Source organism: Anaerotaenia torta (assembly GCF_050433395.1).
Classification (GTDB): Bacteria; Bacillota; Clostridia; order Lachnospirales; family Lachnospiraceae; genus Mobilitalea; species Mobilitalea torta.
The window spans coordinates 357,319-374,085 of sequence record NZ_JBNPXH010000003.1 but is presented as its reverse complement, the minus strand read 5'-3'; the positions used below and the strand labels follow the sequence as shown (position 1 = coordinate 374,085).

The 16,767-nt window shown below is 49.3% G+C and carries 12 protein-coding genes; 2 read left to right on the top strand and 10 right to left on the bottom strand.

Annotation, left to right across the window (positions count from 1 at the left end; translation table 11 throughout):
* Window positions 1-18 precede the first annotated feature (18 nt).
* From HNQ56_RS07600 to HNQ56_RS07585, 4 genes are all read right to left on the bottom strand, one after another.
* Window positions 19-2,484 (bottom strand): beta-glucosidase, encoded by a 2,466-nt coding sequence (locus HNQ56_RS07600; RefSeq protein ID WP_429144292.1) that lies wholly within the window; start codon window positions 2,482-2,484, stop codon window positions 19-21.
* A 105-nt stretch (window positions 2,485-2,589) separates the two neighbouring features.
* Window positions 2,590-4,488 (bottom strand): alpha-glucosidase, encoded by a 1,899-nt coding sequence (locus HNQ56_RS07595; protein ID WP_429144290.1) that lies wholly within the window; start codon window positions 4,486-4,488, stop codon window positions 2,590-2,592.
* Between the two features lie 24 nt (window positions 4,489-4,512).
* Window positions 4,513-5,847, bottom strand: coding sequence for an MFS transporter (locus tag HNQ56_RS07590; RefSeq protein ID WP_429144288.1), 1,335 nt, complete (start codon window positions 5,845-5,847; stop codon window positions 4,513-4,515).
* Window positions 5,848-6,109: 262 nt separating this feature from the next.
* Window positions 6,110-6,583, bottom strand: a complete 474-nt coding sequence (locus HNQ56_RS07585; protein WP_429144286.1) for a GNAT family N-acetyltransferase — start codon at window positions 6,581-6,583, stop codon at window positions 6,110-6,112.
* Window positions 6,584-6,809: 226 nt separating this feature from the next.
* Between HNQ56_RS07585 and HNQ56_RS07580 the strand changes: the two genes are divergently transcribed.
* Window positions 6,810-7,331, top strand: a complete 522-nt coding sequence (locus HNQ56_RS07580) for an HD domain-containing protein (protein WP_429144284.1) — start codon at window positions 6,810-6,812, stop codon at window positions 7,329-7,331.
* Here the strand turns inward: HNQ56_RS07580 and argC are convergent.
* From argC to HNQ56_RS07560, 4 genes are all read right to left on the bottom strand, one after another.
* Window positions 7,326-8,276, bottom strand: a complete 951-nt coding sequence (gene argC / locus HNQ56_RS07575; protein ID WP_429144282.1) for an N-acetyl-gamma-glutamyl-phosphate reductase — start codon at window positions 8,274-8,276, stop codon at window positions 7,326-7,328. The two genes, HNQ56_RS07580 and argC, sit on opposite strands and share 6 nt — an antisense overlap.
* Window positions 8,277-8,575: 299 nt before the next feature.
* Window positions 8,576-9,451 carry an EamA family transporter gene (locus HNQ56_RS07570; RefSeq protein ID WP_429144280.1) on the bottom strand — a complete coding sequence of 292 codons (876 nt, stop codon included), beginning with the start codon at window positions 9,449-9,451 and terminating at the stop codon, window positions 8,576-8,578.
* A gap of 42 nt (window positions 9,452-9,493) precedes the next feature.
* On the bottom strand, window positions 9,494-10,162 hold the full coding sequence (locus HNQ56_RS07565) for a DUF3793 family protein (protein WP_429144278.1): 669 nt from the start codon (window positions 10,160-10,162) through the stop codon (window positions 9,494-9,496).
* Between the two features lie 144 nt (window positions 10,163-10,306).
* Window positions 10,307-11,134, bottom strand: coding sequence for a helix-turn-helix domain-containing protein (locus HNQ56_RS07560; RefSeq protein ID WP_429144276.1), 828 nt, complete (start codon window positions 11,132-11,134; stop codon window positions 10,307-10,309).
* 228 nt (window positions 11,135-11,362) lie between these two features.
* Between HNQ56_RS07560 and HNQ56_RS07555 the strand changes: the two genes are divergently transcribed.
* On the top strand, window positions 11,363-13,384 hold the full coding sequence (locus HNQ56_RS07555) for a glycoside hydrolase family 127 protein (protein ID WP_429144274.1): 2,022 nt from the start codon (window positions 11,363-11,365) through the stop codon (window positions 13,382-13,384).
* Window positions 13,385-13,594: 210 nt separating this feature from the next.
* On the opposite strand, the gene HNQ56_RS07550 is transcribed toward HNQ56_RS07555, so the two are convergent.
* Complete coding sequence (locus tag HNQ56_RS07550; protein ID WP_429144272.1) at window positions 13,595-16,033, bottom strand: ABC transporter permease; 2,439 nt, start codon at window positions 16,031-16,033, stop codon at window positions 13,595-13,597.
* Window positions 16,030-16,710 carry an ABC transporter ATP-binding protein gene (locus HNQ56_RS07545; protein ID WP_429144473.1) on the bottom strand — a complete coding sequence of 227 codons (681 nt, stop codon included), beginning with the start codon at window positions 16,708-16,710 and terminating at the stop codon, window positions 16,030-16,032. The genes HNQ56_RS07550 and HNQ56_RS07545 overlap by 4 nt, the downstream gene beginning before the upstream one ends.
* Window positions 16,711-16,767: the final 57 nt, after the last annotated feature.

Sequence of the window (16,767 nt, the reverse complement as noted above, 5' to 3'; positions counted from 1 at the left end):
GTGCCTGACACCAATTTGCTATGCCTTCCTTTTCAGCAACCTCTTCAAACCCTTGAGAATTTCACCGTTCAATAGGAGGAGAAGGCCCTCCGCCCATGCCTCCCGCACAGCACCGCCGCCGGATGCCACAAGGGAATGGAAGGGCATTTCTTTGATCATGTTTGACATCATGCCTTCCTCTTCCCTAGAGTTCTTTGCGGTTTTCCTTGCCACCCGGTCCGCTGCCTTTATAATCAGCGTTCCGATCAGGGTGTGTTCGATATCCTCCAGTGTGTTGTTATGGTCATAGGGTCTGCCTGGTTTGCTGTCATGCAAGGGCAGGGGCCCTCCATATAAGGCTGAAAATGACTTCTCATCCGCAATAAATTCTCCTTTGGGAAGATCATAATAAACCGGTGCCTGATCCCGCAGATCGGGCTGCGGCATCGAAGGGCTATTCAAAGTAACGGAGGTCCGAAGACTGCAAAGACTGGCGGAAGGGCCTGTCAGAATCTGATATTCCCCGCTCTCTGCATACCAATCCCCGATCAGGGTATTATAATAACCGAATTCCCCGGTATCCAGCTCCAGGCTGATCTGCCTGCTTTCTCCCGCTTCCAGTTCCACCTTTGTAAATGCCTTTAATTCCTTTGCCGGCTGAAACACCTTCTCATTCCGGTGGCTGATAAACACCAGCGCGGTCTCTCTGGCTCTCCGGCTTCCCTGATTGGTAATGGTAAAGCCCAGCCGGAGCTTATCTCCAAATTCACAGCTTTCCCGGTCCAGAATGATATTCGAATAAGCAAAGCTTGAATAGGACAGCCCGTGACCAAAGGGGAAGCGGACTGCTTTTCCTGCTGTCTCATAATAGCGGTATCCCACATAGATGCTCTCCCTGTACTCTACCGTATGCCTTCCTCCGGGAAAATAACGGGATGCCGGACAATCCGTCAGACTAAGAGGCCAGGTCTCGGCCAGCTTGCCGCAAGGCACCGCTTTGCCAAGAAGAAGATTGGCAACCGCTCTCCCGACGCCCTCTCCGCCCAGATAAGCAAGAAGAAGCCCTCTGACCTTATCATACCAGGGAAGCTCCATCGGCGCGCCGCCGTGCAGGATTACCGCAACATTGGGATTACAGTCAGCCACGGCAGAAATCAGACGATCCTGGATCGCCGGCAGCATAAGCGTACCGCGGTCAAAGCCCTCCGATTCGTATCCCTCCGGCAATCCCGCAAAAAGATATACGATATCCTTCCCTTTCGCCGCCTCACAGGCCTCCCGGATCAGCTGCTCTTCCTCAGAGGCATTCCGCCTGCTTTCCGCTCCCAGATAATAACCCCTGGCATAGGTCAGCGTCATTCCTTCCGCCTCCAGTACCTCATAAGCGTTCTCTACTCTTACCGGATGGAGCTTGGAGCTGCCCGCCCCCTGATACCTGGGCTGTTTGGCAAAGGCCCCGATAATGGCTGTACTCTGACCCGGATTCCCCGGCAGAAGTTCTCCTTCATTCTTTAACAGCACTGCGGATTGTTCGGCGGCTCTCACCGCCAGCTCATGGTGCTTTGCCGCATCATAGCGGTAGCCCGGCTGCTTCGCCTCCATCTGGCGGAGAATTAATTCGGCCACGCGGCAGGCTGACCGGTCCAAGGCCTCCTCCGAGAGCCTCTTCTCCCGCACTGCAGTCACTACCTTGGCATCATTCATTCCCATGGAACCCGGCATTTCCAGATCCATTCCGGCCTCAATGCCCATAGCCCGGTCATTCACCGCGCCCCAATCTGAAACCACCAGTCCCTCATACCCCCATTCCTTCCGTAAGATATCTGTAAGCAGTCTGCGATTCTCGCTGCAATATTCTCCCTTAAGGCGGTTATAGGCACACATAACAGTCCGGGGCTTTCCCTTCTTAACGGCGATTTCAAAAGCCTTCAGATACAATTCACGAAATGCCCTCTCATCCACCACCGCATTGATGGTCATCCGTCTTCTCTCCTGATTGTTGACCGCAAAATGCTTCAGGGAGGTTTCCACTCCTGTACTTTGTACTCCCTCAATCATTCCCGCAGCCAGCTCCCCGGATAGCAAAGGGTCTTCACTGTAATACTCAAAATTACGTCCGCATAAGGGACTGCGCTTTTGGTTGACCCCCGGGCCCAGAAGCACCGAGACCTCTTCCTGAAGACATTCCTCCCCGATGGCTCTTCCTATCTCCCTGGCCAATTCCGTATCAAAGCTGCAGGCCAATGCGCTTGCTGTAGGGAAACATACCGCGGGAAGACTGTCTCCCAATCCAAGATTATCCGCATCTCCTACCTGCTTCCGGAGTCCGTGGGGCCCGTCACATACCATGATAGCATCCAGGCCCAGGCGCTCTATCGCCTTTAAATTCCAGCAATCCTGCCCGGAGCAGAGCCCCGCCTTCTCTTCCAGCGTCATCTGTGCAACCAGCTCTCCTGCCTTACGCTGTATCCTGTCTTTCTCTTCCCGAATTGAGTCCTTCCCCATACATACCTCCATGCCCCGCTTCTACTGGTGCGAAGACGGTTCTGCTCTTCCAACCTTATCCGCTTCCCTTGTTTCTACCTTATAAGTCATACCTAATCAGCCCGGTTACTTTATTTTAAGATAAAGATTAGCCTCATAAGGACGAAGCCGCTTTCCGCCCATCCTATAGTTAGAGATTACCTTCTTAAGTCCCGGAACGGCCGACGGTTTTGTCACATACTTTCCGCTGAGATTACATTCTATATAGAATTCACTCTTTCCCAGGGTTCGATAATAGGTGAAAACATTCTTCCTTCTGCGGTTCACCACCCGGAAGCTCCCATAAACCAAAGCCGGATTATCTCGCCTCAGCCGGATCATCGCCCGGTAAAAGTTCAGTACAGAATCCGAATTCCCCTCCTGCACCCTCACATTCCAATTCTCATAATCCTTCCCTGCTGTAATCCAGGGCTCTCCCTCTGTAAAGCCCCCGTGCTTCTCGTTGCTCCATTGCATGGGTGTCCTGGAATGATCCCTGCTTCCGCTCATAATCTTATCCCAGGCTCCCTGCGCTCCCTGCCCAGGGAGAAGCTCTTTATAATAATTAATGCTCTCTACATCCCGAAGCTCTTCTATAGAGGAAAAGTTCTGATTGACACTGCCAATCTCCTGACCCTGATAGATAAAGGGGGTACCCTTCAGTGTCATCTGTATCATGGCCAGCAGCTTGCCCAGAACCCCCCGGACCGCCGGGTCCGGATTAACTTTGGAAATCATCCTGGGATTATCGTGGTTTTCATAAAACACGGACATCCAGCATTGATCCCCATAATTCTCCATCCAGTCAATCATATATTTCTTCAGGTAGTTCAGATCATACCGATAATCATCAAAGCGCACATGCCCCGGCGTCTCCAAATGATCAAAGGAGAATACCATATCCAGCTCCCCGCGTTCCTCCCCGCTCAGAAGCTGGCTCATCTGCATCCCTACTCCCGGTGTCTCCCCCACCGTAAAGGCCTTATAAGGCTCAAAGGCTTCCCTTCGCAGCTCCTTCAGGTAATGATGAAGCTTTGGCCCGTAATAATAATGTTCAATGCCATAGTATCCCATAAGGCCGCCGATTTTCTCATTTCCCTGGGGAAGGCCCTCCTTCTTTGAGATATAATTTATAACATCCAGACGGAAGCCATCCACCCCTTTCTCCAGCCACCACCGGATCATTAAGGCAATTTCGGAACGAAGCTCCTGATTCTCCCAATTCAGATCCATCTGTTTTTTAGAGAAAAGGTGCAATCCCCATTCATCCAGCTCCTCATAATAATTCCAGGCCGGTCCGCTGAAGAAGGAATTCCAGTTATTCGGCTCCTTTCCGTCCTCTGATCTTCGAAAAAGATAGTAATCATAGTATTTTGAATTCCTGTCCTTAAGGGCCTGGAGAAACCAGGGATGCTCATCCGAGGTATGGTTCACCACCAGATCCATGATCAGATGCATCCCTCTCTTATGTACCTCTTCCAGCAGGAGCTGAAAATCCTCCATGGTGCCGAATTCCTCCATAATAGCCTGATAGTCCCTGATATCATAGCCATTATCATCATTTGGGGAATCATAGATGGGAGACAGCCAGATTGCATTCACACCCAGATCCTTCAAATAATCCAGTCTGGAGATAATCCCCCGAAGATCCCCTATCCCGTCGCCGTTCGAGTCCTGGAAGCTTCTTGGATAGATCTGATAGAACACAGCCTCCTTCCACCAGGCCCGGACAATATCCCCCTGCTTCATCACAGGGATGTCGGCTTCGCTGTTCAACAGCTCCAAAAAGGTCTGAAAGAACTCCTCTCCCAGCGCTTTCCTTGTAAGTCTCGCCACCGTCTTCAATTTCATATTTCCGACTATGGGATTGGTCAGCAAAATCTCCTTTTTATTCATCTGAAGCAGCAGCTTGCACAGCACATCATGCCCGATAGGATTCTTATAAACCTCTTTGATCTTGCTCTCAAAATCCAGATGATTACTCATAAATACCTCCCCATCCCTATTCTCCTACTCCTCTGTTTCCCTCAGCTTCTTCTGATTTTCCTCTATCATTCTTGCCACTTCCTTTTCATCCAGCTTGTATACTCCCATAATAATCAGCATCACAACATACCCAATGCAAGGAATCAGACATAGAATCATCCATATCCCCTCCAGGGCGCCTGCGGTCTGGAAGCTGGATTGCTCCACATATCCGAAGGCTCCCAGCAGCACAACACAGAGGGTATTGGCCAATGCTCCTCCCAGCTTCGTCATAAAGGTCTGAATGGAAAAAGCCATACCGGCAGTTCTCTCCCCCGTGTGATAGGCGCCATATTCAATGCAGTCCGCGGTAAACATACCATACAGCATTAACGGCAGCTGCATAAAGGTAATCCGCACAGCCGCAAGAGCCAGGAACAGGGGCATATTGCCGTATCCGGCATAATATTGCACAATACTTAGCACAATCGCCACAATCGAACTGAATACCGTAACCCTCTTCTTGCCGAAGCGCTTAATCAGCATCGGCAGGAGAGGGGCAACCAGAATAACCGGAACGATGACAATTGCCATGATCACCGTCACCATTCCCTCATCCCCCAAATTGGAATTGGCAAAATATACGGCAATGATCTGAATCGTGTTCGTTATCTCTATCCCCAGATAGCCTGTAAAGTAGATCAGCAGATATTTATTTTTAAACAGATAGCGGAAAATCTTCACAAAGGTCAGATCCTCGCTGTTATGATACTTCACCCGCTCCTTTGCTAAAAATTGAAGGGGAAACATCACAGCAAAGGCAATCAGACAATAGACCCCCATAGCCCAGGTCCAGCCAATGCCTGCCTTAATGCTCATAAATACCGCACTGGTAATCGCTGCGACAGCTGCCGCAAGCCTTCCGTAGGCCATCAGCTTATCCCGTTCGTAGGTATTGCTGGTCATAACCGTAGAGAGGGAGAACAGCGGGGAATCCGATATGGTATACACCATATCAAAGATCAGATAAGTAATATATGCATACGCCAGCTTAAGAAGATAAGGTCCCTCCGGCCTGATAAACATCAGGAACAGGGACACAGGCAATATGTAGGTTACAACCTTGAGCCAGGGAAGAAATTTCCCCTTCTTAAATTGGCATCGGTCTACAATGGCTCCCATAATGGGATCATTCACCGCGTCCCATACCTTAGCCAGCAGAAGCAGCACCGCAGTATCCCTTAAGGTCAACCCGACAAACTCCGTATAAAAATAAGTTAAAAACTGAAATGGCAGCACATAAATAATGTTTTGCCCTAAAAAGAATCCTCCATAAGATAACCGTTCCGCTGCCGATGTTTGCATCGCTTTCCGTTCCATACCCCACACCCTCCCGTATCATTCTTGCTTCTTATAGTCATTTTAACTCTAAATCCAGGAATTATCAACTTGTTTTGGTCATTTTAACCATAATGTGCACTATAGTTAAGCCTGTGGATTCTGGAGGCTATAGTGCCCCGGCATTCACAGGCTTAACTGTAACTAATACGGATCAATTGATGTAAATTTTCATATAATGGGAAAGATATTATGAAAATTGCAGATGATAAATAAAGGGATACACCCTGAGATAAAAATCCGATTATACTTTATGAAGTGTTTTTCGAAACAATCCTCGCTGATACCCTTTTGAACATTCAATGGAAGCAATTTGATACCCTTTGCTGAGATAAAAATCCTTCAACCGGCTGTTTTCCACAGCGGAATATAATTCAACCATTTCTGCCGGCGAAGAAACCAGGGATTTTTCTGCAAAGGAAAGCATTTCGCTCCCAATTCCCAGACCTTGATACTCGGGTAATATGGCAAAGCGTGATATATACGCCTTTTCCCCTTTGATTTCCACACGCAGGGAACCCACCGGAATCCCTTCCCAATAAGCCACATAGACATGCTTATGAAGCAGATCCCTTCGCACATCCTGTTCGCTTTCCTGCAATGCCTCCATTGTATCGATTCCAATGGCATTGCAATATTGTACAAAGGATTTTTTCACAATACCTGCAATGCTTTTTACGTCAGACTCTGCTGCTGGCTGAATATGAAGCTTTTTCATAGAAGACATAAGTATTTCCCATCTTTCGCATATTTTCAAGGGCGTTTTCATAAGAAAACTATTTCCGGGTATGTTCAATTATGTTATTTTATTATATCATGAACAAGGAGCACGTTCATGATCTCCAGCTCCGATCGCATGATCACGAGCAAGCTCGATGTGCGAGTGCCCTTCTCGCACCGCTCACTACGCTTTCATTATATCATAAGGTTTAGAAAGAAAGGCGGTGAAGACCATCACCACGGCACAGAAAAAGAAATTCATCCGAAGCCTTCATGAGCTTATGCAGCAGGAAAAGCTTCTGGAGATGGAAAAGTTCATCCAGCATGGCAATACCACAACACTCACCCATTGTTTTGTTGTGGCCTATTACAGCTATTGCCTGGCTCTCCTGCTGCCAATACGCTTTCGTTATAAAAGTATGATACGAGGGGCTATGCTGCATGATTTTTACCTTTATGACTGGCATGATCCTGATCCCGTACACCGGCTGCACGGCTTCTTTCATCCCCGCTTTGCCCTTGATAACGCAAGAAAACACTTTATTCTTAATTCTGCGGAGGAGGATATTATATTAACGCACATGTGGCCTCTGACCTTCCGGGCCGTCCCACGCTGCAGGGAAGCCCTGCTGGTATGTATGGTAGATAAATTCTGCTCTTTAGCGGAGACCTTGTACATTCCCATCCTGTCCCAAGATATGCTCCAGATTTTTGAGGGGCTTAGACGGGCTACGCCCGGATTATAGATGAAGCCCCTCTTCAAAGCCCAGCATCAGATTCATGTTCTGGATCGCGGCGCCGGAAGCACCCTTTCCCAGATTATCGATACGGGTCAGAAGCATTGCCGTGCCCTTGGCATCATTTCCAAAGACAAAGATCTCCGCCCGGTTGGTATCATTACAGGCGGTAATATCCACCCCGCCGTCAAATAAACAGGAATCCTCCATATACGGCATCACAGAGACGAAGCTCTGCCCCGCATAATGTCCGGCCAGCAGCTCATGCAGCTCCTTTGCCGTCCGCTTTTTCTTCAGCAGCTGACCGGGAAGGGGCAGCATCACTCCCATGCCCTTGTAGTTATTACCAAGAATCGGGACAAACAGCGGTTCCTGGGAGAGGCCGGCATGGATTGTCATCTCCGGGAGATGCTTATGATTAAGGCTCAGCGCATAAGGTCTCGGCGCTTTGGCATAAGGATTCCTTCCCTCTTCCGCCTCATACTTCTCAATCAGCGCCTTGCCGCCTCCGCTGTAGCCTGTCAGGCTCTGGCAGGTCAGAGGACAGTCCGGTGCAAGAATGCCGCTGCTCACCAGGGGATAAACTGACAGGAGGAATGCCGTGGCATGGCATCCCGGATTGCTTACCCTTTTGCTGTTTACAACCGCTTCCCGGTGCGCCTTTGACAATTCCGGAAGTCCATAGGTCCAGCCCGGTGCTGTCCGGTGCGCCGTACTGGCATCAATGATTCTGGTCTCCGGATTCTCCACCAGGCTCACGGCCTCCCTGGCTGCATCATCGGGCAGGCATAGAAATACCAGATCCGCTTCGTTCAAGCATCTGGCCCGTTCCCCAGGATCCCTTCTTTTCTCATAATCTGCTTCTATCACCTCAAGCTCAGGATATAGGCTGAGTCTCTCATGAATCTTCAGTCCTGTAGTTCCTGATAAGCCGTCAACAAATATTTTCTTCATAGTCCGCCCCTTTGATTGCATATTTATTCATAATTTTATATTAATATACATCTAATTGTCCGATGTGTCAACTGTTTTTCTACCCTTTCTGACCTTTCTGATCACACTCTTTCTAGCCGTACTCTTCCCGCACTCCTCGGAAAGCAGCCATACGCTGCAGCTTTTTTATCCCGGTATCCGTAATAACTCCCTGTTTTTTCCCATGTGGAAGGATTTCTTCTTTCGATAACTTCCTTCTAATCCCCCGGCATTCCCGGCAGCGGGAGCAGCAATGGCCTCCCCTTTCCTTATGTATCATTTCATCGGAAGAGTACCACGATAACCGCACCGAGAAAGATCAGCACGGCAGACAGGCTTCGCCTTCCCCTCTCCCGCTCCTTGAATATTATACCGCCGATTACCGTAGTCAGAACAATGTTCAGCATCGTCAGTGTTTTTACATAGGTCTGCCCCGATGCCTGGGAACTCAGGCTTTGAACAGCAAGCATCTGGCACAGGAATTCCCCCGCCCACAAAACTGCCTGCACGACCAGATGCCGGTCTGTAACAACCACCTTCTTCGTCCTGGTTTTTACTACTCCATACATGAATACCGCTGAGGCAATGGTCCATAGCAGGGAATAAGTGACGGCGGAAGAAGCCCCGATTGCAATTTTATCCAGGGAGGTGGTCAATCCCAGCAGAATGGCTGAAAACAGCATCCATAAGCTGGCCTTCTTCATCTGCAGCCTTCTTCCCTGCAAATTGATGGTGAAAGCTCCCGCAGACACCAGCCCAATTCCCAGCAAAGCCGGGGCTTTCGGCACTTCTCGGTATAAGAGCATACTCCACAGCACAACAAAAATCGGAACACATCCCAGCCAGGGCGTGGTAAGGGACAGCTCTTCTGTTTTAATCAGCCTTAGGCGGATTAAGGTTGCAATTGCCGTTACTATTACCGTAACCAAAGTAACTCCGGCAAACACCGCAAGATTCGTGATATTGATTTTGCCCTGTAAGGGATCTCCCGGCAGCAGGTTGCCGGGGGCGGCAATCAGCAGGAATACGATGCTCCCGTAAAATCTTGTGGCAAAGCTAATCATCTCCGGCGATTGTCTGATGAATTTCTTAATATAAAGCTCCCGCAGGCTCACAAATATACCGGACAGGACTGCATATAGAATCCATAGGTTCATTCTGCTTTTTCTCCAATCTATAATCTTTTCTTTTGTTCATACTCAATACTCCAGAAGCTTCTTCAGGAAGGCTCTTTCCTCCGAGTAATCCGTATCAGACATTCCGGCCAGATTGCTTCCTGCCTCCAACAGCCCTACCGCCTGCTCCTTCATTCTGCCATAGCTTCGGAAAGCAGCGGCGGCAATCTCTTCTCTCTGATATACCTTCCACATTCCGCATAAGAGATAATTCATCCCCCGGTTCTGAATAAAACCCATGACGTCCGCAAGGGGATATCCAAGAAAAATCCCAATCTCGTGGGGAAAGGCTCCGTTCTCCCAATAGCCGCGGTAGAGCTGCCTTAACCGCACCAGGGCTTCCCCCGCCGATTCCCGGCATTCTCCGTACCCACAGGCAGCCAGGAATTCCCCGCGCATATTTGCGCCGGGCTGCCCTGCCCCAAGGGATTGTCTCAGCAAGGGCTCGTAATATAACAGCAGATAGATTCTGCCCCAGGTCTCCTCCAAAGGAAGATAACTGCATTCAAAATCCCTCAGACATCCCCCCAGAAAATCAAAGAACCGGTTCCTGCTCCCTATTAACTTTTTATTGGCGGTAACCAAAACCGACGGCTTTGCTTTTAACAGCGTCGGCATACTCTGGTATGCCAACAGCCTGCGGATATATTCCTCCGTCCGGTCTGTTTTCTGTCCTGTGCCGGTATCTATCATATCGAAGCTGCTTCCTTTCCAACAGGACGACCGTTACAGATCAGCCTGTGTCATTCTATCGCTAGGATATGTTATTCCGTCTGTTTCCATACAGACCGGCAGACTCAGCCAGGATAATGATTTCACCGATAGTCCGTTATGGTCTCAACCGAGGTAGGAGCTTCGGAATTGGGAGGGCGATTTCCCGAATTGCTTCTTAAAGGCCTTGCTCAGGTGAAATTCATCATAGAAGCCGAAATTGACAGCCGCCTCATGCAGCTTGGCGTCGGGCTGGTACGTCAGAAACTGGCGCACCATCTCCAGCTTCGTTTCCATCTGGTATGCGTAGAAGGTCTTTTGATAGACTTTATGAAACCGGTTATTCAGGGTGCGGGCACAGATGAAATGCGCCTCCGCCATCTCCTTTGACGTATATAATATCTGCGGATGGGAGCGGATCTGATGGGCAATCTCCTCCACCAGCGCATCGGGCTGCCCTCCTGTTTTGGCGGCCGAATGAATCCGGATTATCTCACACTGAAGGAGATTAAACAAAAGGGAAAGGCGGTTTTCTCTTTCTGAATCCTCGGACCAGTATGCGGCAATCAGCTCATGAAAATACTGCCGTACAAGAGGATGATTCTGGCAGTGTATCAGCGTGGGACAGAGAAACAGATTGGAGCTTTCCGCTTCTTCCATGTTTCTTTTCCAATCAGCCTCCCCCGGAGTCGGAAGGATATGAAAATACATATGCCGGTTTCCGGGAGTACACAGCTTGTCCCCCCAGTGATGGCGGCCTGCGGCTAAAATCAGCAGATCATCCCGGTGCATCTCATAGGTATTCTCTTCCTCACGAATCTCCCAGTCCCCGTCCAGCATGTACAGGAAATCATGCTCCTCCATGACGCGGTTTGGATGATACATTCCATTTACAGAGGTAATATAATTAGCGCTGGTAATCTTCCGCAGCGCCATCTTTTCCATTATCGGCATACTCCGCCTCCCTTGCTCCTGGGTCTTCCGTCCTGTGTATGAGGGAGCCCCATGTTCTCCGCCCTGCCACATACTGAACTGTTACTCTCTTTCCACATTATACATGTATTTTTCCGCATTGGCAATGGATATTACAAGAATACCCTGTTAAAATACAGCTTATGAAACCCAATTCATGCCATGATACAGCAAAAGGTACGATGGCATATGATAAAAACGGAGGTAAGTATGGACAAAACTAATTTCAGTACACCCCTTTCTTTAAAGAAGGTACAGATTACGGATGCTTTCTGGAAAAACAGGACGGAGCTGGTCCGGACAGAGGTAATCCCTTACCAGTGGGCCGCCCTCAACGACAAGGTAGAAGGAGCTGCCCCCAGCTTCTGCATGCACAATTTCAAAACAGCGGCCAAATTAAACCGCACCAAGGAAGAGCAGGGAACCGCATTTCAGGAACCCGCCTATACCTTCCGTGGCTTTGAGGCTCTGCCGGAGGACCCGGAGCACCTGGAGGACAGATTCTACGGTTTTGTCTTCCAGGACAGTGATTTCTACAAATGGATCGAGGCAGTGGGCTATTCCCTGGTACAGCATCCCGACACGGCTCTGGAAGAGCTGGCAGACGGCGCCATTGACATTGTGTGCGCCGCCCAGCAGGAGGACGGCTACCTGGACACCTACTACATCCTGAACGGCAAGGACAAGATCTTCAGCAATCTCAGGGATCACCATGAGCTCTACTGTTTGGGCCATTTGATCGAGGGAGCCGTGGCCTATTACCAGGCAACAGGAAAGGATAAGCTGCTGCAGGCGGCAAAACGGTATGCCGATTATGCGGCGGCGCATTTCGGCCCCGGAGAGAACCAGTGCAAGGGCTATCCCGGTCATGAGATTGCAGAAATGGCCCTGGTACGCCTGTATGAAACGACCGGGGAGGAGAAATACCTGGAGCTGGGACGTTTCTTCGTGGATGAGAGAGGCCGGCGCCCCTATTATTTTGACAAGGAGCACCCCGAAGCCATTAAAGGAGACCCTGACGCCCTCCGCTATGACTACCATCAGGCACATCTTCCCGTGCGGGAACAAACCGAAGCAGTGGGACACGCCGTGCGCGCCGTATACCTCTACTCCGGTATGGCGGATGTAGCCCGGCTGACGGAGGACGACGCTCTCTGGAACGCCTGTGAAACACTCTGGGAGAACATCGTCAACAAGAAGCTCTATATTACCGGGGGAATCGGCGGCACCAACGTAGGCGAAGCATTTTCCTTTCATTATGATCTTCCCAACGATACCGCATATGCGGAGACCTGTGCCTCCATCGGTCTGGTATTCTTTGCAAGGAGAATGCTGGAACAAAAGCCGGATTCCAAATATGCGGACGTGATGGAAAATGCTCTCTTTAACTGTGTTCTCAGCGGAATGGCCCTGGACGGAAAAAGCTTCTTTTATGTAAATCCTCTGGAGGTACACCCGGAGGCATGTCATAAGGATGCGCGGAAATCCCATGTGAAGCCGGTCCGCCAGAAATGGTTCGGCTGCGCCTGCTGCCCTCCCAACCTGGCCAGACTTCTAAGCTCCTTAAGCTCCTACGGCTGCACGGAGCGGGAGGACACCCTGTTCCTGCATCTTTATGTGGGAAGCGTCATCACAAAGCAGATAGGCGATAAGACTATGACCCTTACGATTTCCTCCGGCCTTCCCTGGAATGGCAGGGTGAGGATTGAACTGTCAGGGGACAGCGCACCCTTCACATTGGCTCTGCGCATTCCCGGCTGGAGCCCCATCTATACCCTGAAGGGCGTCGATCCCGCCGGAGCCGAGCTCAAGGACGGATATCTGTATGTTACAAAGGTCTGGAATGCAGGCGATGTTCTGGAACTGGAGCTTTCCATGGAGGTACGAATCCTCCAGGCCGACCCCAGAGTGCGTGAGGATATCGGCAAAGTAGCCGTCACCAGAGGCCCCCTTGTCTATTGCCTGGAAGAAGCGGATAACGGCGCAGACCTGCATTTGCTTACAGCAGACTGCCATTCCGCGGCAAGAACGGAAGAATTCACCGTTGCCGGAGAGCCGGTCCAGTCCATACTCCTGGACGGCTTCCGGCAGCAACCCGCAGAATGCGGACAGGGCCTGTATTATCCTGCCGCCCCGGTCCAAAAAGTTCCCGTCAGCCTGCGCTTTGTTCCTTACTATGTATGGGGCAACCGCAAGGAGAACGAGATGACGGTCTGGGTAAGACAGGACTAATAATCCGTAGTCCGGGTTAGCGGCAATGTAATTGTGGGGCTGTCGGAAAATAGACTTGCCGGAAAATATAGCATAAAAATGCGTCTTGACTAAGCTTTAAAAGCTGTTTCAAGGCGCACTTTTGTGCTAATTAATAGAATTTATTGTGTATAAATTGCTATCACCGATTCATTTTACGACAGCCCTACAATTACTATATCATGGTTCCTGCTATTCCGCTTCTCTCAGCCGTTCTGTAAGGGTCATTTTTCTTACAGAACGATAGATCAGCCACGGTACGCTTACACATATAAACCAAACAACGCAGACCATAATTAACAACGATAGATACGGAAAGCGGAAAACAACAGAATCATATTGACCGGCAAGGAGCGAGAACAGCCCGTATGTTAGTGCACCGCCCGCAATACAGACAAGCAGCAGGGTAATAACCGCATAAATCCCGCCTTCCAGCATCAGCATTTTCCTGCTCTGCTTCGGACTTTGGCCGATGCTTTCCAGCAAAGCAAGCTCATGCCTGCGTGATAATATGCTTGTGGTTATTATGTTAATGAAGTTCAGAACGCCTATCATCCAGAGAATCACCGATATCCCCCCGCCCATGGTCAATAACGTTGCTTTTATTTTTTCAAATTCTTCCCGGACTTCAAGGGCTGATTTTCTTTTAATGTCCGGCTGTGCGCCTGTCAGTGTTTTTACAATGCCAAGTGCCTGACGCTGCGCCGATTCTTCAATATAAAGCGCTATTTCATATATAATCGGTTCCCTGACAAGCTCCTGTAAAAGGCTGTCCGACAGATAGATCTCCGGCGATGCACTGACTCCGCCCTGCATAACATTATTCAAGTAGCCTCCTATTTTGAGCGATACAGGCTTTTCCGCATTGGTAAAGAAAATTTCAACCGTTTCTCTTTCCAATGGAAACACATTCTTTAATAAGATAAATTCACCCCGTTCAAACGCCGCCGTATCCAGGGAGAGGGACAAGTCTTCGGTCAGCCCTGAAATTTCACCCTTCTCTACCCCGAAGGCCTCCCCTTGCATATAATGAATATTTCCCTGCAGGTCCGTAATACCGCCATCCATTTTTAGCGGATATCGGTAATTCATTTTCATTTCCGTAAGACCGGGCAGAGCTTTGAGATATCTGATCAGTTCGGGGGTAAAAATCTGCAATTCGTCATTTTCAAGGGCTTTGCTTCTTGCGAAAGACGGTTTGCGGTTTCGCAGGCAGATATCGCCCTCCGTATCCCCCATGCTTGCTTCAACCATTTTGTCTATACTGGCACTTTCTAAAATGGTCGTAACCTCCATAAACATGGTCATTCCTAAAAACAAACTGATGAACACCAGAACAGCTCGCTTCCGAACGCGGAACACATTGCGCCATGCCACTTTCAAGGCGTTAAAGGCGGAGGAACGTACCTCCTTGCGGTTTGTATCACCTTGTTCCGTGAAGCGTACCGACTCTATCGGAGAGATACGAGCCGCCTTTTTTGCCGGGACCAGGGCACCGGTTATGGCCGTAAGCACGGCAAACACCACCGCACTGATATAAATGACGGGGTTGAAGCTGATTACCGCGCCAGTCTGTACAATATCCCCGCTCAAATCTGTCAGAAGCCCCGGAATAAAAACAAGGGAAACCAGCATGGAAGCCAATAAACCGGCAGGAACAGCGATACAGCAGATACACAGCACCTGAATATAGATATTTTTTCGGATTTGCCGCGGCGTTGTTCCTATGGTTTTCAAAAGTCCGTAAAAACGGACATCTCTTGAAACGGACACCGACAACACATTATATATGAGCAGATATCCGACCAGCACCAGGATTATGGCAAGGACCGCAAATATAATATGGATGGGGTCGGCGGAGTCTTCGCTTAACGCGCTGTATTTGGCAACCGTATAAATATCCTGTATATCCATTGATAAATCCCTCGCCAGCCGTCGATTGTATTCAAGCACCTTTTTGTCGTTGACATACCGGATCTGAACGTTTCCATGCTCTCTTACCGTATGCCCCGATAGTTCGGCAAATTCACGGGAAACAAGCATTCCCTCATTGCCTCCGGCCCGAAGCCGGACATAGCTTGTAAAATACCCCGATAACTTAAAAACCTGTGTTTGCGGAGGATTCAAGTCGATTTGAAAGGTAACCCTGATATCCATGCCGAGCTCTGGCTCTGTTATTCCCATATCATCCAATACCCAGAAAGGAACCATGATTTCATCATAATTCCGGGGATACTCACCTATGATATTGGTAAAAGCAGGTTTTCTGAATATTTCCCAATCCGTAGCATCACACCAGGCCAGCATAGGAGCTGTGCTGTACAGGTTGTCCTCATCCTCCACATTGGCCACCACATATCCTGTTGCATAGGAGGATACATAATCCAGCTCTTTTATTTTCTCTATCTGTCCGTCATCGATATTCATTAAGCCGATATGAGCAGTTGTACCTTCCAGGCGAATCCTGTAGGCTTCCAGAGATTCCATATAGCTTATGCTGATGCTTATAATCGTTGCAAGCATAAAGGTGGTAAGGAATACGGCAAGCACAAGAAAGGTATTCCTGCCACGGTTGGCGGCAAGGCTTTTACCCGCTATTTTTCTTATAACGGCTTGATTGTTATTCTTCACTTCCTGCTCACCTCACCCTTAACCTTTCCATCCTCAATACGAAGAATCCGATCGGCAAGCTGAGCGATATGCTCATTATGAGTTATCATCATTATCGTTTGGTGAAACCTTGCGGAGGTCATTTTCAGGACGCTTAAAACCTCCTGACTTGTCCTGCTGTCCAGATTACCCGTAGGCTCATCCGCAAGAAGAATAGACGGTTTAGCAGCCAATGCGCGGGCAATCGCCGCACGCTGCTGCTGTCCGCCCGAAAGCTGATTCGGCATGGCTTCCCGCTTATCCTCAAGCCCCAGGGTTTTTATAATTCCATCCACAAAAGACTTGTCTACCGTGCCGCCGTCAAGCTCTACCGGCAGTACAATATTTTCATAGACATTCAAAATCGGAACCAGATTATAATTCTGGAATACAAAGCCCACATTGCGCCTGCGAAATATGGTGAGCTGCTCGTCGCTCATCTTTTCCAATTCCTGCCCGTCAACAACCACACTTCCGGCCGTTGGTTTGTCTAACCCGCCGAGTATATGGAGGAGGGTGCTCTTGCCGGAGCCGGACATGCCGACCACCGCTACAAATTCTCCCGCCTTTATTTCAACATCAACACCGTCAAGGGCGCGGATTATGTTGGGTTCTTTTCCATAATACTTTTTTATATTCTGTGCCGTTAAAATAGCCATAAAATCTCCCCTTTCGTTTGTAGCTTCATTGTAAGCCATGATTCTTACAATACCCCT

Bases quoted from the DNA above. Each gene is read 5' to 3' on its own strand.
- HNQ56_RS07600 (WP_429144292.1), bottom strand. From the start codon at position 2,484: ATGGGGAAGGACTCAATTCGGGAAGAGAAAGACAGGATACAGCGTAAG.
- HNQ56_RS07595 (WP_429144290.1), bottom strand. From the start codon at position 4,488: ATGAGTAATCATCTGGATTTTGAGAGCAAGATCAAAGAGGTTTATAAG.
- HNQ56_RS07590 (WP_429144288.1), bottom strand. From the start codon at position 5,847: ATGGAACGGAAAGCGATGCAAACATCGGCAGCGGAACGGTTATCTTAT.
- HNQ56_RS07585 (WP_429144286.1), bottom strand. From the start codon at position 6,583: ATGAAAAAGCTTCATATTCAGCCAGCAGCAGAGTCTGACGTAAAAAGC.
- argC (WP_429144282.1), bottom strand. From the start codon at position 8,276: ATGAAGAAAATATTTGTTGACGGCTTATCAGGAACTACAGGACTGAAG.
- HNQ56_RS07570 (WP_429144280.1), bottom strand. From the start codon at position 9,451: ATGAACCTATGGATTCTATATGCAGTCCTGTCCGGTATATTTGTGAGC.
- HNQ56_RS07565 (WP_429144278.1), bottom strand. From the start codon at position 10,162: ATGATAGATACCGGCACAGGACAGAAAACAGACCGGACGGAGGAATAT.
- HNQ56_RS07560 (WP_429144276.1), bottom strand. From the start codon at position 11,134: ATGCCGATAATGGAAAAGATGGCGCTGCGGAAGATTACCAGCGCTAAT.
- HNQ56_RS07555 (WP_429144274.1), top strand. From the start codon at position 11,363: ATGGACAAAACTAATTTCAGTACACCCCTTTCTTTAAAGAAGGTACAG.
- HNQ56_RS07545 (WP_429144473.1), bottom strand. From the start codon at position 16,710: ATGGCTATTTTAACGGCACAGAATATAAAAAAGTATTATGGAAAAGAA.